This window comes from Pantoea sp. AG702, from assembly GCF_003182295.1.
GTDB lineage: Bacteria > Pseudomonadota > Gammaproteobacteria > Enterobacterales > Enterobacteriaceae > Pantoea > Pantoea ananatis.
The window spans coordinates 817,183-838,137 of record NZ_QGTU01000001.1 but is presented as its reverse complement, the minus strand read 5'-3'; the positions used below and the strand labels follow the sequence as shown (position 1 = coordinate 838,137).

General features: G+C 51.5%; 21 protein-coding genes. 7 read left to right on the top strand and 14 right to left on the bottom strand.

From position 1 onward, the window contains the following. The first annotated feature begins 89 nt into the window (after window positions 1–89). Window positions 90–680 (top strand): ABATE domain-containing protein, encoded by a 591-nt coding sequence (locus DFO57_RS04060; protein WP_013025694.1) that lies wholly within the window; start codon window positions 90–92, stop codon window positions 678–680. 88 nt (window positions 681–768) lie between these two features. On the opposite strand, the gene DFO57_RS04055 is transcribed toward DFO57_RS04060, so the two are convergent. Both DFO57_RS04055 and DFO57_RS04050 read right to left on the bottom strand, forming a co-directional pair. Continuing rightward, window positions 769–1,308, bottom strand: coding sequence for a DUF2058 domain-containing protein (locus DFO57_RS04055; RefSeq protein ID WP_014593642.1), 540 nt, complete (start codon window positions 1,306–1,308; stop codon window positions 769–771). A gap of 395 nt (window positions 1,309–1,703) precedes the next feature. After that, complete coding sequence (locus DFO57_RS04050; RefSeq protein WP_013025692.1) at window positions 1,704–2,186, bottom strand: cold-shock protein; 483 nt, start codon at window positions 2,184–2,186, stop codon at window positions 1,704–1,706. A gap of 292 nt (window positions 2,187–2,478) precedes the next feature. Between DFO57_RS04050 and DFO57_RS04045 the strand changes: the two genes are divergently transcribed. The 5 genes from DFO57_RS04045 (at window position 2,479) to DFO57_RS04025 (ending at window position 7,168) form a co-directional block, all read left to right on the top strand. Continuing rightward, window positions 2,479–3,144: a haloacid dehalogenase type II gene (locus DFO57_RS04045; protein ID WP_014593641.1), complete on the top strand. Its 666-nt coding sequence runs from the start codon at window positions 2,479–2,481 to the stop codon at window positions 3,142–3,144. A 34-nt stretch (window positions 3,145–3,178) separates the two neighbouring features. Further along, a complete protein-coding gene (locus DFO57_RS04040) occupies window positions 3,179–4,225 on the top strand; it encodes a phosphotransferase (RefSeq protein WP_072136724.1) in 1,047 nt (348 codons plus the stop codon). A gap of 14 nt (window positions 4,226–4,239) precedes the next feature. Beyond that, window positions 4,240–5,607: an aspartate aminotransferase family protein gene (locus DFO57_RS04035; RefSeq protein ID WP_022622736.1), complete on the top strand. Its 1,368-nt coding sequence runs from the start codon at window positions 4,240–4,242 to the stop codon at window positions 5,605–5,607. Window positions 5,608–5,617: 10 nt separating this feature from the next. After that, entirely contained in the window at window positions 5,618–6,121 is a 504-nt protein-coding gene (locus DFO57_RS04030) for an Lrp/AsnC family transcriptional regulator (protein WP_014605903.1), read from the top strand. Window positions 6,122–6,796: 675 nt separating this feature from the next. Next, entirely contained in the window at window positions 6,797–7,168 is a 372-nt protein-coding gene (locus DFO57_RS04025; RefSeq protein ID WP_228225217.1) for a hypothetical protein, read from the top strand. A 107-nt stretch (window positions 7,169–7,275) separates the two neighbouring features. On the opposite strand, the gene DFO57_RS22565 is transcribed toward DFO57_RS04025, so the two are convergent. From DFO57_RS22565 to DFO57_RS03995, 6 genes are all read right to left on the bottom strand, one after another. After that, the gene (locus DFO57_RS22565) at window positions 7,276–7,569 is read right to left on the bottom strand and encodes a hypothetical protein (RefSeq protein WP_146206683.1); all 294 of its coding nucleotides are present in this window, start codon (window positions 7,567–7,569) and stop codon (window positions 7,276–7,278) included. Window positions 7,570–7,611: 42 nt separating this feature from the next. Then, window positions 7,612–8,439: an MBL fold metallo-hydrolase gene (locus DFO57_RS04015; protein WP_110015096.1), complete on the bottom strand. Its 828-nt coding sequence runs from the start codon at window positions 8,437–8,439 to the stop codon at window positions 7,612–7,614. A gap of 106 nt (window positions 8,440–8,545) precedes the next feature. Further along, complete coding sequence (locus DFO57_RS04010) at window positions 8,546–9,253, bottom strand: alpha/beta fold hydrolase (protein WP_110015095.1); 708 nt, start codon at window positions 9,251–9,253, stop codon at window positions 8,546–8,548. Window positions 9,254–9,357: 104 nt separating this feature from the next. After that, window positions 9,358–9,939, bottom strand: a complete 582-nt coding sequence (locus tag DFO57_RS04005) for a histidine phosphatase family protein (RefSeq protein ID WP_014605907.1) — start codon at window positions 9,937–9,939, stop codon at window positions 9,358–9,360. A gap of 172 nt (window positions 9,940–10,111) precedes the next feature. Then, window positions 10,112–11,215 carry a mechanosensitive ion channel family protein gene (locus tag DFO57_RS04000; RefSeq protein WP_176019091.1) on the bottom strand — a complete coding sequence of 368 codons (1,104 nt, stop codon included), beginning with the start codon at window positions 11,213–11,215 and terminating at the stop codon, window positions 10,112–10,114. 572 nt (window positions 11,216–11,787) lie between these two features. Beyond that, the gene (locus tag DFO57_RS03995; RefSeq protein WP_110015093.1) at window positions 11,788–12,675 is read right to left on the bottom strand and encodes an SDR family oxidoreductase; all 888 of its coding nucleotides are present in this window, start codon (window positions 12,673–12,675) and stop codon (window positions 11,788–11,790) included. A 79-nt stretch (window positions 12,676–12,754) separates the two neighbouring features. Between DFO57_RS03995 and DFO57_RS03990 the strand changes: the two genes are divergently transcribed. Then, window positions 12,755–13,702 (top strand): AraC family transcriptional regulator, encoded by a 948-nt coding sequence (locus DFO57_RS03990; protein ID WP_072138732.1) that lies wholly within the window; start codon window positions 12,755–12,757, stop codon window positions 13,700–13,702. An 89-nt stretch (window positions 13,703–13,791) separates the two neighbouring features. On the opposite strand, the gene DFO57_RS03985 is transcribed toward DFO57_RS03990, so the two are convergent. The 6 genes from DFO57_RS03985 to DFO57_RS03955 form a co-directional block, all read right to left on the bottom strand. Further along, window positions 13,792–15,222, bottom strand: a complete 1,431-nt coding sequence (locus tag DFO57_RS03985; RefSeq protein ID WP_015700374.1) for a cytosine permease — start codon at window positions 15,220–15,222, stop codon at window positions 13,792–13,794. A gap of 513 nt (window positions 15,223–15,735) precedes the next feature. Then, window positions 15,736–16,629 (bottom strand): N-acetylmuramoyl-L-alanine amidase, encoded by an 894-nt coding sequence (locus DFO57_RS03980; RefSeq protein WP_105088132.1) that lies wholly within the window; start codon window positions 16,627–16,629, stop codon window positions 15,736–15,738. Further along, window positions 16,630–16,905 carry a helix-turn-helix transcriptional regulator gene (locus tag DFO57_RS03975; protein WP_029568750.1) on the bottom strand — a complete coding sequence of 92 codons (276 nt, stop codon included), beginning with the start codon at window positions 16,903–16,905 and terminating at the stop codon, window positions 16,630–16,632. 682 nt (window positions 16,906–17,587) lie between these two features. Beyond that, complete coding sequence (locus tag DFO57_RS03965) at window positions 17,588–17,836, bottom strand: helix-turn-helix domain-containing protein (RefSeq protein ID WP_105078606.1); 249 nt, start codon at window positions 17,834–17,836, stop codon at window positions 17,588–17,590. Between the two features lie 51 nt (window positions 17,837–17,887). Further along, entirely contained in the window at window positions 17,888–18,592 is a 705-nt protein-coding gene (locus DFO57_RS03960; RefSeq protein WP_105091445.1) for a fimbria/pilus periplasmic chaperone, read from the bottom strand. Beyond that, window positions 18,564–20,924: a fimbrial biogenesis outer membrane usher protein gene (locus DFO57_RS03955; RefSeq protein WP_110015092.1), complete on the bottom strand. Its 2,361-nt coding sequence runs from the start codon at window positions 20,922–20,924 to the stop codon at window positions 18,564–18,566. The genes DFO57_RS03960 and DFO57_RS03955 overlap by 29 nt, the downstream gene beginning before the upstream one ends. Between the last annotated feature and the right edge of the window lie 31 nt (window positions 20,925–20,955).

Sequence of the window (20,955 nt, the reverse complement as noted above, 5' to 3'; positions counted from 1 at the left end):
CTTATGATGTAACCGTTAAAGTTATTATTTGAAGGTTACGATCTGTTTTGCTAACCTGTCAAATATGTTTTTAACAGTTACAGGCAGCTATGAACCCCGATCTCAACACCCACGACTTCCTTTTCCTGGCGGATAACCTCGCACTGGACTTTATCAATAGTGAATACGGCGTGGACGAGCAGCGACATGACTGTTTCAGCGACGATCGACGCGTGATGCTCTGGCTGGAGATGGCAGGGATCTTGCCGGATGGCGCGCCTTTGCAGGCACCTGATGGGCTGTTACATGAAGCGCGGGCGCTGCGCGACAGTGCACGTGCACTTGTCGATGCTGCGATGAATGGCTTATCTGCGGATCTGACTGTTCTTAACAGGCTCTATAAGGACGGGCGCCCGACGAAGCGACTGGCGTGGGATGATGACGCGCAGCGATACCAGATCGCGGTTAGCCACGAGGAGATAAGCATAGCCATCCTGCTTTGGCCGGTGGTCAACGCACTGGTCGAGCTTGTTGTCAGTGACAGCTTTACGTACGTGCGCCAGTGTGAAGCACATGACTGTATCCTGCTTTTCCATGACCTCAGTAAATCGCACCGCCGCCGCTGGTGCAGCATGGCGACCTGTGGCAATCGCATGAAAGTCGCTGCGTTTCGATCCCGAAAGCGATCGGATCAGGTTTGATTATGGCTGCAAACGGCACGAGCCCTGCGGCGAAAGTGCGCAGCACTTTGCAGCAAGGCTCAGCGGTTATCCCGCCTGATTGCAATCATTACCACATCAGATCATCGGGTACTTTGAAATCGGCATAGGGATCGTCTTCATCCTGGGCTTCCTGACTCAGCGCACTGTTTAAGACAATACTGTTGGCATCACGTTGGGCAATTTTATCAGCAACGCTCGCGGGAATAATGGCGTAATGGCTCTCTTCGCTGTTATCCACCTGCAAACGTGCGATCGCCAGACGGCCATTGATAAGTTGTGCCTGGGTGGGCTTATCCACCATGATTTTTTTAATCAGGTTGTTATCTGTGAAGTTAAAACCGATATCACCTCGGGAAATGTCGATTTTGTTCATGTCAATCAGCTGCTTCACCTGCGCCTTGTACTCTTTTGAAAGCACAGCCTGCCGTTGTTGTTCATTGAGCTGCTTGTCACGCTCTTGCTGGGCTTTTTTGTTCTCTTCTACAGCTTCGCGCGCCTCGCGGGCCTGAACACGCGATTTTTTGGCCGTTCTCTGGACCTTGTCCATTTTCTTACTGGTGACTAATCCTGCTTTTAACAGCTGCTCTTGTAAGGTGAGTTTTGCCATCTTGTTCTCTGAATCTGATGAGGAATGGGCGGGATTATACCTGAGGCGATAGCAGATTGCAGACGCTGATGTAGTGCGCACTTAAGATTCGAGCGGACGTTGTATGCGCGAAGTCGTGAGGTTCCCCACGTCGGGTCCGGTATCCGTCAGTCGCTCATCCCCGGGTTAGCGTCCTGCAGATGCTGGCTGAGAGGGAGCCGGTGGTTTGCTAACGCAATCGGCTATGCGCAACAGAGACGACGTTGAAGGAAGTCTGTAAGCTCATTAAGAGGCGCACTGGAATATATAACAAACCTGTTAGTCACAGGCGGGAAGGCGCGAAGAGAGATAAAAAGAAGGCATAAACGCCGCCAGCGCCCTGTCAGGCGAGGCACTGGCAGACAGGTCTGATGATGTCAGACCTTGAGCATTTTTACCGTGGCATCAATGTCTATCTCATCTTCAGAGAAGATTAAGGTTGCGCCCTGAAAGGTGGTGATGGCCAGTTTTTTCAACGTACGCATCTCATCGGCCTGGGCTGCGGATTTAGGTTTGATATTGTTCATCAAGATGCCCACAGACAGCACCGTATTTTCTTTATCGATACGGCTGCTGGCAGGCACTTCCTCGCTGAAGACCACATAAGACTTGATGGCAGTGAGCTTGATTCGCTCACCCGCGATAAAAATGTATTTGCTCTCTGGCAGGACTTTCACCGCAAAGGCCGACAGCCCTTTATTGTTGGTGGTGGGTTCAAACGTCACCGCCGCATCTTTCTTAATCAGATCAGGGTTGGCGACCTTAATCACGTGAAAATACCGGTTATCACCGTTTTCATCTTTGATAAAGCCAAAGCCTTTATCCTGAAACCAGGTTGTGATTGTTCCATTCATCGCCATTACCGCCTACCTAATCGTTTATCTACTCAATTTTTTCAGCGCGCAGTGTAAAACACAATGCGGGTGCAAACTACGTCTTTGGGCTAAGTGTGGCCGATAAATTTCTGCTCTGCACCTAAGCGTTACGGGCAGAGAGGTTGGGAAAACCATGAGGGCGTGGCTGGCGGCAGATAAATAATGCCGCCCTCCGCTGTGAATTGAGCAAAAACCACTCCGTTACCGGGTCAATAAGAAATTATCTGTTCGGTCACAGCGATATACTTCTTTAAAACAAATTAAAGAGGTTAATCGCATGATTTATCAGCCAAAATTTATCAGCTTCGACTGCTACGGAACGCTCATAAACTTTGAAATGGGGCCGACCGCTAAGGGGCTTTTTGCCGACCGGATTGCAGAACAGCGAATGCCTGCGTTTCTGGACAGCTTCCGTTTCTACCGGCTTGATGAAGTGCTGGGTGACTGGAAGCCGTTTTTTCAGGTCGTTGAAAACGCTATTCAGCGGGCCTGTAAAGCGCATGATGTGGAGTACCGCGATTCTGATGCACTCACTCTCTATAACGCGGTGCCGACCTGGCAGCCACATCCTCACGTTGTGGAAACGCTGGAATTGATCTCTCAACATATTCCGTTAGTGATTTTGTCGAATTCGATGGTGGATCTTATTCCCCACAGCGTCGCCCATCTTAAAGCGCCTTTTCATGCGGTGTACACCGCTGAAGCGGCTCAGGCTTATAAGCCGCGTGCACAGATTTTCGAATACATGTTTGACCAGTTGGGCTGCGGACCCGAGCAGATGATGCACTGCTCCTCCAGCTTCCGTTATGACCTGATGACGGCATCCGACCTTGGCTTTATGGCCAAAGCGTTTATCGATCGTGGGCATGAACCCGCCTTAGAAGGTTATGGCGTTGATCGGCTCACCGACTTCCGCCAGCTTGCCGGCCTGCTTGGTCTTTAATGCGTCTCTGGGTGCGGAGAAACGAGGAAATATGATGCCTGATGAACAGAGGCCCAAGGCGGTCGCACTCAGCACAGCTGCGCCAGCGCTTTCGCTACCGGCTATCCAATCTTTAGTGTCTGAAAAATATGGCATTGAGGGCACCGTCCTGCCGCTGGCCAGTGAGCGCGATCAGAACTGTTGCATCGAGCAGGCCGACGGCACGCGCTACGTGTTAAAGATCAGTAATCCCTCTGAAGCGCTGTCCATCGTGGATTTTCAGATTGCCGCGCTTAATCACATCGCCGAGGCTGCGCCCGGGCTGTCCACGCCGCGCGTCGTGCGAACGCTAGAGGGCTCCCTGCGTGACAACGTCACTCTTGACGGCGGAGAAATAACGACCGTCAGAATGCTGACCTATTTAGACGGTATACAGGTTAAGGATACGGAGAGAACCCCAGCACAGCGTTGCGCGATGGGCACCTGTCTGGCCCGGCTTGACCTGGCTTTACAGGCATTCAGCCATCCCGCTGCCAGCCACGATCTTCTCTGGAACGTTTCAGCCGCGCATCGCCTGATGGATAAGCTGGAAGACCTCGTGGATCCCACCCGTCGCAGGCTGGCTGAAAAATTTATGACACGTTTTATCACCCATATCCTGCCGCGCCTTCCGGCGCTGAGGGCGCAGGTTATCCATAACGACTTCCATCTCTACAACGTGATGGTTGCGCCAGAGGCGCAGGATCATATTACGGGCATTATCGATTTTGGCGACATGCTTTATGCCCCCCTGGTCGGCGAAGTCGCAACCGCGGCGGCCTTTCAGATGACAGGCAGCGTCGATCCTTTTGCCGGCGCCGCCCAGTTTGTCGGCGCCTACCACCAGACGCTCCCGCTTACCGATCTGGAGCAGGCGGTCGTGACCGATCTGATGGCGACCCGTCATCTGATTACCGTTTTGATTACCGAGTGGCGCGCGGTTCGCTATCCACACAATCGCGCCTATATCATGCGGCACAATCCAGCCGCGTGGGAGGCGCTGTCTTTAATGGCGGATCTGTCTCGCGATACGGCACGTGACCGACTGCTGGCTGAACTCTGAAACCGGAGAATTGTATGAAAAGCACGACAGATCTCAATATGGTAAACGCCTATATCCCCGGCCAGGTCGACGTGGGGCCGGTCACCGCCGCGATGATTCAACGGCGCGATGCGCTGCTCGGCCCAGCCTATCGCCTGATGTACGAGCATCCCTTACATATCGTGCGCGGTGAAGGCGTGTGGCTCATCGATCCTGAGGGCCGTCGCTATCTGGATATTTATAATAATGTCACCTCGCTTGGGCACTGCCATCCTGCCGTCACCGAGGCCATCTGTCAGCAGGTTCAGACGCTGGCAACAAATACCCGCTACCTGCACGACACCATTCTGGAACTGGCCGAACGCCTGCTGGCCACCGTGCCGGAAACCGCGCTTGCGCATCTGATGCTGACCTGCACAGGCAGTGAGGCCAATGACCTGGCTTACCGTATTGCCAAAGTTCGTACCGGGGGCACCGGCATTATTGTGACCGAGACGGCCTATCACGGCATCACGGACGCGGTGTCTCAGTTCTCGCCCTCTTTAGGCACGTCGGTGGATCTTGGCGCCCATGTGCGCCTGATTCCTGCCCCACGGCTTTATCATGCTGAGGGAGCCGATCTTAGCGAGCGCTTCACGCGCGACGTGGAAAACGCAATCGCCGACCTGCAGCGTCACGGCATCAAACCCGCCGCGCTGATCGTCGATTCCTTGTTCACCAGCGATGGCATCTTGCCTGGTCCGGTGGGCTTTATGAAAGGTGCAGTTGAAGCCATCAAGCGGGCCGGTGGCGTGTTTATTGCCGATGAAGTTCAGCCCGGCTTTGGGCGCACAGGCGAGACAATGTGGGGCTTCCAGCGCCACGGCGTTATTCCGGACATGGTGACGCTGGGCAAGCCGATGGGCAACGGTCAGCCGATTGCCGGCCTGCTGGCCACCGCTGACGTGCTGGCGGAGTTTGGTCAACGCTCACGGTATTTCAATACTTTTGCGGGCAATACCGTTTCCTGCGCAGCCGCACTGGCCGTTCTGAAAACCATTGAAAGGGATGGCCTGGTTGCCCATGCGCGCGATGTAGGCAAACAGCTGCTTGATGGCATAACCGCGCTGGGTAAAAAGCATGAGGCGATCGGTGATGTTCGCGGTGCCGGCCTCTTCGTTGGCGTGGAACTGGTTTCCGATCGTCTGTCGCGCACCCCGGATCGCTGGCTGACCAGTCAGGTGGTGAACAGAATGCGTCAAAAAGGCGTGCTGCTGAGCGCATGCGCAATGGGCCACAACGTGCTGAAAATTCGCCCACCGCTGGTCTTGACGGCAGATCAGGCGGGAATGATAATCGATGTCCTCGATCAGTCGCTGACAGAAGCGACGGCCGCCAGGGCTTCCCAGTCTGTTCTGAGGTAATCACCTGACCATGACGCACACTAAACCCCTCGATCGTACCGATATCAGAATACTTGAGCATCTTCAGCGCGAGGGGCGGTGTTCGATAGTGGAACTAGCTGAGGCGATCAGCCTCAGCCCCAGTCCCTGCCTGGCGCGCACCCGACGCCTGGAGCAGAGCGGAATTATTTCGGGTTACGCCGCCAGGGTTACGCTGAACAAACTGGGTAATAACCTGGTTGTGTTCTCCGAAATCACCCTGAACAGTCATTACCCGTCCGATTTTATCAAATTCGAATCCGGCGCCTGTAAGTACCGGGAGATTGTAGAGTGCTACAACATCAGCGGAGGCTATGACTATCTGTTAAAAATCATCGCCCCGAATCTTCACAGGTTTCAGGATCTGATGGATCGTTTGCTGGACGATGAGATCGGTATTGCCAAATTCGCCAGCCGGGTCGTTCTTCGGCAACCCTGGCAGTGGCGCGAAGAGCCACTGAGCGAGATTGCAACCGGGCAGGCAAGCTGGTCGTAATGCCTTGTGCAGGCTGACGGCACGTCAAATCACAGGAAATGCGCCTGACCGTTACCCGCCTGTCGATAAGACCCGAGTTCAGGCCAAAAGCGCGATTTGCCCCTCATCAGGGGCGGACATTTCTGTGAGGGGTGCCGACTGTACTGGACGGTTGTTCCCCCTTCCCGGTCCGGCTTTGAAAACATCCTGTATGTCCACGTGCCCCTGGTGTAAGCCGACTGCCAGGCACTGCGAAACAGCGCGCCAGCAGCAGAACGGCGTTGCGACCTGTCCATGTGGTAATGCGATCAAAGACATTGCCGTACGGCGCCTTGAAGCATCCAAAAACACCACCATGCAACGCATCTTTTCTGACAGCACGCCGATGCATCACACCGTCTCACGAGGCTTAAGGCCAGCATCGCCAACGGGATCACCGCGCCCGGTTTCTACGCCGTTTTTGGCTGATAAGAGGCCCTGTTGGAAGAGGGAGTGCAGTGCTATAGTGCCCTTTACGCTCAGCGCAGCAGAGACTGACGTAAAGGCGCTGATCGGCTTTCTGCACCCTGTTAACCCCGGCTTTTCGACCGTAGCTGAGGGTGACTTTAGGGATGAGCCTGATGCAGCGGTATTATCCGCAATAAACCAGGCCGAACGTTCAGGCTTTGAGCGGTGAAAATGATCATGCGATATCAGATGGCTGTCTTGTTGTTTGCAGGAACGACCGCTGCGCTGGCAGCGCCCCCCGTTGCCAATGTCTGGCAGATCTATCAGGCTGAACTCGCTCGCCAGTGCCCGGCTAAACATCTTGAATGGCTCGCACCGGCTGACATTCGTGATGCGCTTGATGACTATCAATCCCATCTGAGTACCGGTTTACAAAGTGCGATGACGACCGCCGAACGTCACCGCTGCCGCGATGTGTCGGCAGGTGTGACATGTGACAATGTCGGTGACCTGGATATTGCCTGGAAAAACGATTTAATGCCCGCTGTTGCGGCCTCTTTTTGTCGCCGTTTTACGATGTGCCGAAAACAGTCGGACTGCGACAACCTTGCTGCACCTTAGCGCTCGCCTACCCGCCACCGACGCGAAACCTAAGCGCATGCCGGAATCCGCAGAAGCCTTGCGATCCTTTTTAAGACAATCAATAAATGCGCGCAACGGCGCAGACATCAACCGGCGGGGGAAATAGCGCCAGGGGCCTGCCACGCGTCAGGCAGCGGCATGAGTTCGCCTGTCTTAACGTGAGGCTGCACCCCGTTTTCGAACGTCGCGGTCACGCCCTGACCTTTTAGGGTCAGATCGCTTGCACCAGATACACAGTTAACCCCGATAGTCAGGCGTCCGGGCGCATCCATGCGAACCGTTTCTCCATTGCGCGCAAACGTCGCGGGGACGCGTGCAACGTGGGGAAATCCTAGATTGATGCCGCCTGCCCCGGCACCGCCATTCAACGCGGGGCGCACTGAGGTCAGGCAAGGATGACAACGTGAGATAACCCAACCGGCTCAGACAAAACGCCATTCAAAGCCGTTTGCCGTTTTATTGATATAACCGGCGGAACTTCGGGCAAAGTGAGCGCTGAACCATAGCGCCTGATTCTCGACAGCCCATTCCATCGCCCAGCGGCGTTGAACTTCAGCCTGCTCTGCATTGGCACAAAAGCGTGAGGCCAGATGAGGCTGCCTGACCTGAAGCTCGTTATGCATCAGGTCACCGCTGAATAAGGCATATTCCCCCGCACTGTGCAGGATAATCGACGCATGATCGTGGCTGTGCCCCGGTGTCGGGACAACGCGTAACACTTCTGCGAAATGCGGCGTTTGACTCACATCGAACGTCTCAAGTAACCCGGCATCGATCACCGGGTTAAAGCTGTCTTCTAAAACCGTTTTTCTTGCCGGATCGTTTTGCCAGCTTTTCAGGCCAATAGCGGAACAGTGATAGCGCGCATTTTTGAAAAATGGCGTCCACTTGCCTTCAACCTGATGGGTATTCCAGCCAACATGGTCGCCATGCAGATGGGTGAGCAAAACGACGTCCACCTCATCGGGATCAATGCCTGTCTCGCGAAAACGTTGTTCATAAGGCGTATCCAGTTGGTGGGAAAGCGGAGAGCCGGGGCGCTCACGTCCATTACCACTCGCTGTATCAATGACAATGACGTTATCCGGCGTCCGGACAATCCAGCTATGCACCGAAAGCGCGATATTTTCAGGAGAAAGGCCGTCCAGCTGCTGGTCTGGATATAGCATGCTCACAGATAATGACGCCTCAAGTTCAGAAACCTTGAAGACGTCACAGTCACCCACGCGATAGATCGATTTCTGTTTCACAGTAGCCCCTAAGACAGGATGAAATGATGCTTTTGATGAGTATGATTGAATCGTATCAGCTGGAAGAGGTTATCCCTGCAAAAATCTCATCGCCCCGCCCTCTGTGCTAATCAGTCACCAGAAGGGCTATGTTTTCGCCCAAATCTAAAAGAAAGGCCTCCCGCGACGGATGTGAATCGGTTACCTGCGGAGGCAAGGTATTCATGAAGGTAAAATGCCCGGCCTCTTCCATCACACAGAGATAAGTCTGCGTGTAACCCTCCAGTGCCTGTTTAAGAAAGCAGGCCTGGGACGGGGGCGTCAGGCTGTCCTTTTCACCTGCCCAGATGTGAACAGGTACGTTCACCGCTGCCAGCGCAGACGGAGCCTGGAAAAAATCGGCGGGCGGTGCCAGTAAAATAAGTCGATGCAACATCCGGTCGCCTGTGAAAACAACCGATTCCCCTGCGCTTGTCATCGCTACAGCCCCGGCATTCAGCAATAAAATCACGCTACCCAGGGAGTGGCCAACACCGGTAACCGACGCATAACCGCTACAAAATTCATTCTGAGCCCGCGCAAGCCGCTGGCAGCGTTCCAGTAATTCAGCGCTGGCGGGCACGGGTGAAGTCAACCGTTCAAAGTGTGGCGCGACAACGGAAACGCCATGGCGGGCAAAGGTCTGGAGAAGTTCAAGATGGCGCAGCGGACTGCCGCCCAGCCCCGCAGCAAAAAGGATACAGCGCGTCGCCCCCTTAACCTGCAATAAGGTGACGTCAAACGCCTCTTCCCCATGTTTGATCCGAGACGTTTCCGTGAGATCACTTTTGTCCATCAAAACGCATCCCGCTTAACCGATTGTCAAAAATATTAACAGGCTCTCGCCACCTTTACGCGTTGGATGCCGTTCTGCCACACAGCAAACCCCGGCTTCGTCAATTATGACTGGTCAGGACATTGGGATGAAACGTCATTGAGCCCCTCTGCATCCTGAGTAAATGATTTGAAGTGCTGACGATCGTCAATTTTTACCACATAAATTGAATCAAAATCCGCTGACGGCCAGTCAGGTACAAGCCCCGCATCTCCGCCCGTTTTTTCAACAAGTGTCCGGGCAGCAATGACCAGATTTTTATGCTCCCAGGCGATCATGGTCAGCGGAACGCGTTTCTCATTGAGAAGGTCAGAGACCAGTTTACGGGGTTTATCCGCGTGAAAGCGCAGTATTACAGGCCTGGAAACCTGCACCGCCAGAGGGATCAGCGTGGAGAGTGGCCGCAGCGAACTCCCTGTTTTATCCTCTTTTGGTGCAGAGGCGTAAAGCGCATCCGGGTTTCCATAGCGGCTCAGCAACACTGCAGGAAGTTTCAAGGCTCGATTAAGACCTTTGCAGGTCAGTTGACCACTTGCGTTGTCGGGTTTTTCACCATGACGAAAAAAAACATAGGTACTGTCGGCCTCAGCACTCAAGGGGACAAGGACAGTACACGCAAACATTAATGCCAAAAATTTCTTCATCATGACGTCCTGTGAGTCATAAATTCGCCAGTAAGGGCCTGATTTCAGAGCAGTTCACTAACAACAGATTAACGATCGATGAACGAATGAATCCGCTGACTGGCTGCACAAGTGCGCCAGACACAGGCACAATAGCGCTTATGCCCCGTCCGGCGCATCTGTATTCTGTGCGCTGTCACCCAAGCGAACCCGGTTGCGACCTGGCCTCCTGGCCGTTCATCTCCGAATCGGTCAGCGTCGCTCTGACATGCGGCAAACTCTGCGGATAATGTTGCTGGATAAACTCAATCATTTTCTCACGTACGTAACAGCGTAAATCCCAGGCCGTGGGAGAGTTCTGTGCGGTCATTAACAACCTGATGGTCATGGTTTTTTCGCTGGTATCGGTGACCTGGAGCACCTGCGTCTGCTGATCCCAAAGCCTCGTTTCACTGAGTACTTTTTCAAAATGCTGGCGGAGAGGTTCCAGCGGCATGGAATAATCCACGTAAAGAAAAACCGAGCCGAGTATTTGCGCGTTATTCCGCGTCCAGTTCTGAAAGGCATTTTCGGTAAAGTAGGTAATGGGCAGAACCAGTCGGCGCAGGTCCCAGATACGCACGACAACGTAGGTCAGATTGATCTCCTCAATCCAGCCCCACTCTTTTTCCACGACCACGGCATCGTCAATTTTTATCGGTTGCGTGAAGGCAATTTGGATTCCGGCAAACAGATTCACCAGCGACTTCTGCAGTGCAAAGCCAATGATGATTCCGGCTACGCCAGCACCCGCCAGAATCGTCGTGCCAAATTTACGCACACCCGGAAAGCTCAGCAGAATCATGGACAGACAGAATAACACCAGGATGACGATGGCAACCTTTTTGACATACATTAATTGCGTACGAATCTTGCGGGCGCGAAGGTTATTCGACAGATTAATGTCATAACGGATAAAGAGCATATCCTGCGCCACATTCGTTAACCGAATTAATACCGAGCAGACCGACAGGATAATAAAAATATTGGCGGTGGCGGTGATAAAATTTAGGGATTTTTGGGGGATATTAATATAATTCACCCCAATATTGATGAGCAGTAGGGGAATAAAAAGAAACAGGGATCCACGTAGATGCTTTTCAAGCGATTTGAACAGTTTTCTGTCGCGATTTTGCCAGTAGCGAATAAACACAAAAAGAACAAATCGGGACAGAAAGCCCACAATTAACGAAAAGATAACCAGTAAAACCGCAGGCACCCAGGTTGGCACCCCAGAGAACTCATCAAAGATCAACGACATCATTTTCCCTTCTCTAGCAATCGACAGCCTTCGGCTGTATGAAAGGTCACTAAAATCAGTAACCGCTGTTTTCTCGGTTATCTGCGAACAACGTGATTACGTATAGTAGTCTATGAAAAATTTGACCCACTGCCTCTTTAATCGGATAAAAACCGCGTAAGGCAGCCATTTTTAGCGGCGTTGTGTTCATAACCGACTGAAAATAAGACTTATTTACTTTCGGGCAAGTAAGATATCGCCATCGGTTTCACTCAACCGACATGCTCTGCTGGTAGCGGGGGAAATACGCGAAAGCGCAGCAAGGCCCGGCAGGCCAGGCTTCAGTGCAAAACATGCCGAGCGAGACAGGCACGATTGCCGCACAACCGCCACGTCAAACACAAAGCCGCCACCTTGCAGAAGGCAAACACTCCTACCCGTCAGTTGAAAAAGGGGTTTTCCCCGGGGAAAGCACACCACCTGGCCGCCTGCGGTCGGCGACGCGCAGAACGATGTCGCTTTGGCAGGGCATATTACGTTGAGCAGGCCCACTTAGGGTGCAGCGGACCTGGCAGAGCAGTGTCGTTATCCCTTTAACGCAGACGAACCTGCTCAAGGTCAGCCAGTAAGCCGGGCCCCTGTGGCTTCCAGTCCAGCTCCCTGCGGGTGATTGCAGCCGAAGCAGACATGTCCTCTGCAACAAATTTGCTCAACGCGCCAAAGTGTGCTGATGCTTCACTCGCCTCAATGCGTACCACCGGCACATCAAGCACCTGTCCAATCGTTTCGGCAATGCTGCGCAGGGGAATACCTTCTTCTGCTACGGCATGATAGCGCCTGCCCGCCAGATTTTTTTCAAGGGCGAGGACATAAAGCCGTGAAGCATCACTGATATGTACTGCCGACCAGCGGTTCTGACCCTCGCCCACCCAGGCCGAGACGCCCTTTTGCCGGGCCGTTTCAATCAATGAGGTCACTAGCCCTTGTTTCAAGGGATTATGCACCTGAGAGAGCCGGATGACGGCAACATTGATCCCTTTTTCTAAGACCGCCATTGCGCCCCGTTCTGTCGCCTTACGCGGATTGCGGTGTTCAACGTTAACGTGGTTTTCAACTGCCAGGCTGCCAGGCCCTGCTGAGCCCAGCGCGACGGCGGACGTGACGATCAGCGGCCGCTGCGTTCCCGCCAGGGCTTCACCCAGCGCCTCAACCACCAGCCTGTCTTTTTCGCATTGGGCGACAAACGTGGAAAAATCATGATTAAACGCTGTGTGAATAACCCCGTCGCTTAGTGACGCGCCGCGCCGCAGGCATTGAAGGTCGTTAATGTCGCCAAAAAAGGGTTCGACACCCGCAGCAGCCAGCACTTCCGCGCCTTTTTGGCTGCGGGTCAGCCCTGAAACCTGGTAGCCGGAGGCAATAAGCTGAGCGGCAACCGCGGTGCCGATAAATCCCGTCGCGCCGGTAAGAAAAATTCGCATCCTGTTCGTCCTTACTGTGAATCAGCCATCATTTAACAACCCGATGCAGCTAATTTAGACGGGAGGCGTAATACATTCTATGCTGGAACGTCGCTGTTTTATGTCCGATCGTCCGGAGCAGACTATGGACCCGCTATCACAGTTGTTATCGCTACTCAAAACTGAAAGTTACGTTTCAGGCGGTGTTGTTCTTGATCCTGCACAGGCAGTCCAGTGGCCCGCTCATGACGGGGTCAAATGCTATGCCGTCGTGTTTGGATCCTGCTGGCTGTCCGTTGAGGGACTGGCAGAGCCCGTCAGGCTCACCGCTGGAGAGTGTTATCTTTTACCTCCCGGCCCCCCTTTCAGACTGGCAACAGACTTAACGCAAAAACCGGTCGATTTTCAGACCGTCCGGACTGAAATGATTTCCGATATCGCAACCAAAACGCACGAAACGTCAGGTTGTTTTCTGGTAGGCGGGCATTTTTTACTGGCTGGCCGCGCTGCACGCCTGCTTTTGCATTCCTTATCACCCGTGGTGCATGTTCACAGAGACGCAGATAAAAAGGCGATGTATTGGGCACTTGAACGGATGGCTCAGGAAGTGCGCGCCCCTCAGCCGGGCAGCGAGCTTATCGTGCAGCAACTGGCTTTTATGCTGGTCATACAGGCCCTGCGATTGCACGCCGATGACAGCACAACTCCCCGCACTGGCTGGCTCTTTGCTCTCCGCGATAAAAAGCTGAGCGCGGCGATAGCCTGTATGCACGATGCCCCCGGACAGGGCTGGACAGTGGAAACGCTCGCCACGCAAGTGGGAATGTCACGTTCGGCGTTCGCACAACACTTTAGCCAAACCGTGGGTATGGCTCCTGCTGCCTATCTCACCCAGTGGCGAATGCTGTTGGCCTGCGACCGCTTACAACAGACTGATGACTCTGTACTGCATATTGCCACCTCGCTGGGATACGAGTCAGAAAGTGCATTCAGAAAAGCCTTTAAGCGCGTCATCGGCTGCACACCTGGAAAATTCCCCGCAGGGTAACAGGTTCAAGCCTGCCCTGGCAGACGGCAACAGACGGGAATGTTGGACATGATGCGAGACGATCGCCGCGGTTGGCGATCGTCTCGCGGTTATTTGGCCGGGCAGACAGACGCTTCAAGTTTGCCCCGCCGATCCCACCGGCAGGCAAGCAGCCACAGCAGCGCCGTCACAATCCAGCCGATGATCCACGAGATGTCGTTGCCGGCAAAGATCCAGGTCAGCGAACCATGATAAAGCGGGTTATCGATAAACGGCAGTTGCACCAGCACGCCCAGAAAGTAGACCGAAATACCGGCCCCGTTCCAGCGCCCATAGCGCCCGTCTGGCTGCGACAGCGCCGGGATATCTACTTTGCCATGGGTGATGAGATAAAAATCAGTCAGGCTTATCGCGCTCCAGGGCACAAAGAAAGCCAGCAGAAACAGCAGGAAGTGCGTAAAGGATTTCAGGAAAGCCGGTTCACTCAGCAGGGCAATAACGCAGGCCAGCGTCACCATTGAGGTGACAAACATAACGCGCCCCGCCCGACTGAGCGAGGTTTGCTGGCGAAAACCCGACACAATGGTCGTCAGAGACATAAAACTGCCATAGGCATTTAACGTGGTGAACGTAATTTTGCCAAAGCAGATGGCGAAATAGATCACCATCGCCATGGTGGCGCTGCTGCCCAGACTCACAATATAGCCAACCTCATTGCCTGAAAAGGCCTTACCGGCGATCGCGGCAACGATCACGCCCAGGGTCATTGATGCCTGGGTGCCGGTCATGCTGCCAAAGAACACCGAGCAGAACAGCTTCCTTGCGGAAACATCGGCGGGAAGATAGCGCGAATAGTCAGAGACATAGGGGCAAAACGCAATTTGCCAGGAGGAAGACAGCGAGATCGCCAGCAGAAAGTTAGCCAGCGTAAAATGGCGATTCTGCCATACCGCCGATAAATCGTGAGTGGAGAGCAGCGTGATGAATAAATAGGCAAAGGCCAGGACGCCGATCACGCTCGCCAGTTTCCCCAGTTGATGAATCACACGATAGCCCAGCACCGCAATCACCACAATAAGGGCGCTAAACACCACCATTCCGGTCGCGTTGCTGACGTGAATAAGCTTCGCCAGCGCCTGTCCCGCCAGCACCGTACCACTGGCAGAAAAGCCGACGTACATTATACAGACCAGCACCAGGGGAATGACCGCACCGAATACACCAAACTGCATGCGGCTGGTGATCATCTGCGGTAACCCCAGGCGCGGGCCCTGAATGGCATGTAACGACATGATGCCCGCCCCGATGATTTGGCCGACCAGCAGCCCAACCAGCGACCACACCACATCGCCGCCCAGAACCACAGCCAGCGCGCCCGTGACAATGGCGGTGATTTGCAGATTACCGCCAAACCAGAGGGTAAACTGGCTGAAAGGCTGCCCGTGACGTTCGCGCGGCGGGATATAATCAATCGAACGGGTTTCTGACAGGCGCGGTTTCTCTGCGCCTGAATAATCTGCTGCAGGTGATTCAGCTGGCATAGTTTCCTCACTGGAACACAGCATACGCGGTGCGTTGAGACCTATTGTTGAACGGATGGATGCGTAAACGGTAGTACATGTATATACATGTAACGATACTGTCACGCGAGTTGAGAAGTTACAAGATGAGGCGTCATTGGAAAATGTGATGGTGCAGGCAAGCCTGACAGGTGACCACGCATCGCTTGCTAGCATGTCGGGCGTGAAAACGAACAATCGCGCTGGCTCCTGCCCTCAACCCGTCAGATTGACGTATTGAAGGCAAAGCCGAGTACAGGAGAAACGCGCCACATGCCTTACCAGGTGTTAAATCCACAACAGCCAACACGGGAAAATTGCGATATGAATCGCCGTCTGGCTCCGTTCACAAACTGACAGGAGCCCTTATAAGGAGTCAGCCTAAACATAACGTTTGCCCGTTAGACGCCCACCCAGCATACTGCCTCTGCGTGACTGGCGTCGGTAACAGCCCGATGCTCAAAGTCGCTGCCTGACCTTGAGTTGATGATCCCTTCAATCGATGGCCTTTGGGCGATACTGTTCGTTAAGCGCCTGAGCAATTGCCTCTGTTTCCGCATCAGGTATGCCGTTATCAAGCGCCGGTCTGAAGTGCATTTGAAACGCCTGAATGGTTTTTATAGTCTCCTCGTCCAGCACACCCGTTTGTGGAATAGCATCATATCCATAGGTTTTAAGTAGCACCTGCATTTCATGAACATTCACAGGTGCGGTTGGCAGACGACCGTTGAGATATTTTTTTATTTTCTCTGCTTCCGGCCAGGCCCCGATCCCCTGAGCAGCCAGTTGTTTCCAGGGAAACAGCTTACCGGGGTCTTGTTTTCGCAGGGGGGCGATATCACTATGACCGACTACGTTATCAGGGGTAATATTATAACGCTGGATAATGCGCCTGGACAACGCGACAAGCGCCTTGATTTGTTTTTCATCGTAGGGATACCAGGTTTTATGTCCCAACATATTTTCTGAAAAACCACGATTAACAATCTCAATACCGACAGAAGAATCATTGAGATTGACACGCCCATTCCAGTTACTGACACCGGCGTGCCAGGCGCGCTTATCTTCATGGACCAGTTGATAGATGAGGGGTTTATCTGCTGTATTGTCAGGCGACTCGGGAATAATGTAATGGGCGCTGACATTATTACCTGTAAGAAGTTTTAACGATGTCGCGTTATCAGCGGCCGTGTAATGAAAAACCAGGAAACGAATACGTTCGTTTTGGGCGAGTGAAGAATAATCATGGCTGAGCGTATAGTCTTGCCTGTTTGCTTTTGACGAAATGCTATGGCTACAACCTGTAAGTGATAACAGTAAAAACAGGCTGGTAAGGATGCATCTTGCATTCTTTTTAATTCCCATATCAATTAAATCTTTTTGCAACATTTACTTTATCCTGATCGCTCTTTTATTCTGACGGAGGATAGAAAATTCAATCTCGCTCCTCTGATAAGAAAGCCTGTTTTCCAAAAACCACATAATGAATTCATTATCATTCTTCACGCCGATTTTTTTCATCACTCTCCGTTTATAATAACTGACTGCTTTCTCCGGCAGATTCATCCATTCGGCTATTTGCCTTACTGTCATCCCGGTCATAAAAAACCAGGTAACCGCTACTTCATTTTCAGTAAATGTCAGACAACGTTTTGCATTATCCATAAAAGTCACAACCCCTCCACTGGAGCAATAATTTTTTATCTCTCCACAAATAACCAAAAAAAACATTTAATTAACAATCAACTTCAAATTCCAACCTGTCATTCATCATCCCAACGCCATATAAAAATGCCACCTTCCCTAACCTGGTGGCATTCAGTGAACGACTAGCTAAGATAATTCCGGATTGTACGTGCCGGATTAACATGCCCCCCTCAACCCGGCATCATAATTTCTAAAAACGCCGCATTTAATTGATAGAAACCCTAAGCACGAAGCCACACAGAACAGATTTCCATTCTCAGAATATCGGATGTACTTTTTTTATTCGCCTCTCGCTATTTTCATATTCAATAAAGCGTTCAGCTCAGAACATTGAGATAACAATTTTAGGACGTTACACAACCAGAAAGGGTATTCTGCGCCTGTCTGTAACTCATCCCCGCCAGTTACAGAAAGGCGCAGAATCCTCCGGCAATATCTTTCCTCCTACAGCGGCCAAAAGCCCCCTTTTCCTCGCAACGTTTTGCCAGCACCGCCTCCAACGCCATAAACCTTCCCTGCACCTGCCCACTTACATTGCGGAGAGGAAGGCATATCGCCGGCACAGTGCCGAGAGCGTTCGCCAAAATATTCAAACCACGTACACCCATTGGTTATTAATTGGATGAATCCTCGTTTTGCACTAACCATCCCTCTCCTCAAGACTAAAAGAGGGACGGTTGGCGATGAACCAGAGAATAAGTTCCTTATTGTTTTTCACACCTAATTTACGCATCACCCTGCGTTTGTGGTAACGAATTTTCAGCACATCCATGCCTGTCCGGCACGCAATCTGCTGTAATTTCATTCCGGTCATGTAAAACCCTATTACGGCAATTTCTTTGTCCGTTAAAAAAACATTTTCTCCATGTTTCCCGATAACCCTAAGCACATGTTATCTCCTTAGCGAATCAGTAAACCTCAAAGGCGCGCCTGCAATAAACTACAGGGTGACTTTGTTTGTTTTTAACTCATAATTATAGTCACTGACGCTGGTGATGCTCAGATGCATACCCTTTGAAAGTGGATGAGAAGGTGTAGCGCACAACGTCTCCTGCGGAAGAACATAAGGCTTCGTAAAAGTGATTTTCGATCCGCCTTCATCTGTATTAACCAAAGGTGAGAAACGAAAGACTTTAGCGCTGGGATTACTTATACAGAGATCGCCGCGGACTAACTGATATTGTACGCGCTGCCACATATCTTTTTGCTCGATATCTTTTCTGACGTTAACTACGACCGGCAGATCTTGCCCAATGAGAATTTTCACCTTTCCATCGCTGACCTCATCCTTAGGTGGTAATCCTGTAAATACGACGCGCGCGATATGCTCTTTTACATCCGGCGTATTGGTTCGGTAAATTACCCGAATGCTCTGGATGTCGCCCGGACCTATTACAATAGCCTGAGGTTCAGTATACAGTGTGCCACCGGCAAGATTATCGTCTGGTAGACGCCGGATTTTGCTGTAAAGCAGCACACTTTTATCGCCATTATTCTTAATATCAATAGTCGACTCCTGCTTACCTGACTCGATCAACACCGCTGATGATGAAGGAAGAATTTCGGCACTGGCATCATGAATAAGACCTGTAAATATGAAAACACTCATAGAAACGTTACGAAGCATGGCAGTTGAAAATAACATTTTTAATACTCTCCTGTTGATTCAGACGACGAGATGAAAGTTTACATTGCATATTTAAATGCGTAGGTGACGACATACCTTCTGATTCCAGCTTTCCGATATCTTTTTCATCGATTAAAAGAATATCTTTGTCGATGAAACGGGCAATTAATTTTCCAGAACCGTCATAAAAAAGATCACTCTGATGAATGTCAGAAGGTTTGTGGCTCCATTTCAACAGCATTGAACGGTTATCCGCTATGCCAAATTTAAAGAACGGCACCGATCCGCGAACAGCTGAAAAATCTCTGACGTTGTTTTTAATGATTACACCTGATGGCAGACCTTCCGGGCTAACGCGAATAAAATCATTTCGTCCTTCAGCGACAGGCGTAATTATGGCTTTTCCATCATGATTGGTGACCGCACTACTTTGTAATGAGGCGACATCAAGATAATGATGGACGCCTGTGTCGACCACCGCCCAGGTATTGCCAATACGGTTTGGTGAGAAAATAACGCCTTCTTTACTAATGGCAACAGCACCGGATAAATATGCCGCGGTGGTCTGCGATACGCCTCCGGCATCTCGTCCCTGGGAGAGCGAGACATCCGCAGTGGTGTAAGGTGTAATGACGGCATTATCCAGCGAGTAGCTTTCTGAACGACCCGCGCCCGACGTACGCATCTGGCTGGCAGTCACGGTATAGTTTTTAGATACCGGCGCACTGAGCGAATTCGACAGGCGCGCTCTGTTACCGTACGTGTAATACTGACTTCGCCAGTTAGCGCTGTGTTTGTTGAAACTTAGTGGAAGGCTCAAGAAAAGATTGAGGCTGATCTTATCTTTTTGCGTTTGTCCGGGGCTTAATGACATGTAGGAGACACCTACGCCCAACGAAGCTTTTCCCACAGGTAAGTTCAGACTGCCTGACAATGAATTGAAACCAGGCGCATCGTAGAAACGATAATGTGTTAACGAGATACTTCCTGTCACGCCATAGGAAAACTGCTGCGTCTGCGTTAAACCAATGCTGCTCCGCTGTGCATTGTAATTCCCGAGTCGTGCCTGGTCAATATAGCTAAAATGCCGGCTGTTACGACTAAAATTAAGGCTGGTATTTTTATAGCTGCCTGAAACATCCAAACTCAGGCCCTTCTGGTTTTTCTCATTTTGTACGCTTGTCAGGCTGGAGCGAAAGCGAAAATCTTTTTCGAAAGCCGTATTGCTGACCGTAAGCCCGCGATAGCCTGACGCAGTGACCATAGCGACCGATGGGGCGAAGATTGAATTTAGCGTTCTGGAGAAACCGGCGCCGCTTACCGTGCTTCTGCTGCCGCTAACGGTACGTCCCGTAAAAGCATAATAGCCCGCGTTACCATCCTGGTCAGAGGTGATTTGCGCGCGTGAGATGATGCGCGAGTCAACGATCTGCCCGTCTCGCTTAACCAATACCCTGACGTCATCACTAAAGCCAGCTACCGGAATATTACGCAGTTCCGCATGGCCTTTCTGAATGATTTGTTTCCAGAGAAGCAAGTTATTTTGCCAGAACTCGACAGTCAGCGTTTCTGCAGCTTCATAATTAAAGTTCACAAATGCCGTCGCGTTGCCGTTGGCGGAGGAGATGATGGCACCATCAATATAGCCAGTGCCAAACCCACCATCGCTAACGATTGTTCGTCCTGCGCGGACGCGAACATTTTGATAGTCTCGCTCAATATAGCCATCACGTATCGTGTTAACCGCCGTACGTGCGTTACGGTTGCTAAAGGAACTGTAGTAACCATGTGAGCGAATAATCGTATTTTTCATATTAATTCCGGCTTCATAATCTGTATTGATACTGTTGAGGGAGGTTTCTCCTCCTGAAAAGCGATAGGCATAGGTATTGTAATTTATAAATGCCCCGTTCCCGCCACTCAACCTTTGCTTCCCCTCTGGATTAATCAGATATTTTACAGGGACTAATAACCGTAAGGTATTATTAGCGCGATCAAATTTAGCCTGAATCTGTTTATCCAGATAAAAATATTTACTGCCATTTCTGGCTTTGTAGGGCGACCATGCTAACGCTTTTATTCCTGCTTTTGATTTTATGTCTTGCGAATAAACCGCTGCATTTTTAACCGAAAAAACCCTTCCTGATAAAATATATTTTCCATTGATGTAAATATCAGATTCCGTTTCTCGCTCTGGCATTACATGCTGATTAAGTGCATTATCAAGCTGCGCAGAAGTGATACCATTCGCAGCCATCAAATTAGAATCAAAATGTAGCGTTTCACTCCGCACTGGTGCTATAAAAATTAAAAAGAAAATAACAGTAACAACATAATATATTTTTTGCATGTCAAAATCAGGCACCTCATAGGGAGATGCC

What these genes read in the sequence shown, in the direction of transcription:
- DFO57_RS04060 (WP_013025694.1), top strand. Translation starts at nt 90, where the DNA reads ATGAACCCCGATCTCAACACCCACGACTTCCTTTTCCTGGCGGATAAC.
- DFO57_RS04055 (WP_014593642.1), bottom strand. Translation starts at nt 1,308, where the DNA reads ATGGCAAAACTCACCTTACAAGAGCAGCTGTTAAAAGCAGGATTAGTC.
- DFO57_RS04050 (WP_013025692.1), bottom strand. Translation starts at nt 2,186, where the DNA reads ATGGCGATGAATGGAACAATCACAACCTGGTTTCAGGATAAAGGCTTT.
- DFO57_RS04045 (WP_014593641.1), top strand. Translation starts at nt 2,479, where the DNA reads ATGATTTATCAGCCAAAATTTATCAGCTTCGACTGCTACGGAACGCTC.
- DFO57_RS04040 (WP_072136724.1), top strand. Translation starts at nt 3,179, where the DNA reads ATGCCTGATGAACAGAGGCCCAAGGCGGTCGCACTCAGCACAGCTGCG.
- DFO57_RS04035 (WP_022622736.1), top strand. Translation starts at nt 4,240, where the DNA reads ATGAAAAGCACGACAGATCTCAATATGGTAAACGCCTATATCCCCGGC.
- DFO57_RS04030 (WP_014605903.1), top strand. Translation starts at nt 5,618, where the DNA reads ATGACGCACACTAAACCCCTCGATCGTACCGATATCAGAATACTTGAG.
- DFO57_RS04025 (WP_228225217.1), top strand. Translation starts at nt 6,797, where the DNA reads ATGGCTGTCTTGTTGTTTGCAGGAACGACCGCTGCGCTGGCAGCGCCC.
- DFO57_RS04010 (WP_110015095.1), bottom strand. Translation starts at nt 9,253, where the DNA reads ATGGACAAAAGTGATCTCACGGAAACGTCTCGGATCAAACATGGGGAA.
- DFO57_RS04005 (WP_014605907.1), bottom strand. Translation starts at nt 9,939, where the DNA reads ATGATGAAGAAATTTTTGGCATTAATGTTTGCGTGTACTGTCCTTGTC.
- DFO57_RS04000 (WP_176019091.1), bottom strand. Translation starts at nt 11,215, where the DNA reads ATGTCGTTGATCTTTGATGAGTTCTCTGGGGTGCCAACCTGGGTGCCT.
- DFO57_RS03995 (WP_110015093.1), bottom strand. Translation starts at nt 12,675, where the DNA reads ATGCGAATTTTTCTTACCGGCGCGACGGGATTTATCGGCACCGCGGTT.
- DFO57_RS03990 (WP_072138732.1), top strand. Translation starts at nt 12,755, where the DNA reads ATGCTGGAACGTCGCTGTTTTATGTCCGATCGTCCGGAGCAGACTATG.
- DFO57_RS03985 (WP_015700374.1), bottom strand. Translation starts at nt 15,222, where the DNA reads ATGCCAGCTGAATCACCTGCAGCAGATTATTCAGGCGCAGAGAAACCG.
- DFO57_RS03980 (WP_105088132.1), bottom strand. Translation starts at nt 16,629, where the DNA reads ATGTTGCAAAAAGATTTAATTGATATGGGAATTAAAAAGAATGCAAGA.
- DFO57_RS03975 (WP_029568750.1), bottom strand. Translation starts at nt 16,905, where the DNA reads ATGGATAATGCAAAACGTTGTCTGACATTTACTGAAAATGAAGTAGCG.
- DFO57_RS03960 (WP_105091445.1), bottom strand. Translation starts at nt 18,592, where the DNA reads ATGTTATTTTCAACTGCCATGCTTCGTAACGTTTCTATGAGTGTTTTC.
- DFO57_RS03955 (WP_110015092.1), bottom strand. Translation starts at nt 20,924, where the DNA reads ATGCAAAAAATATATTATGTTGTTACTGTTATTTTCTTTTTAATTTTT.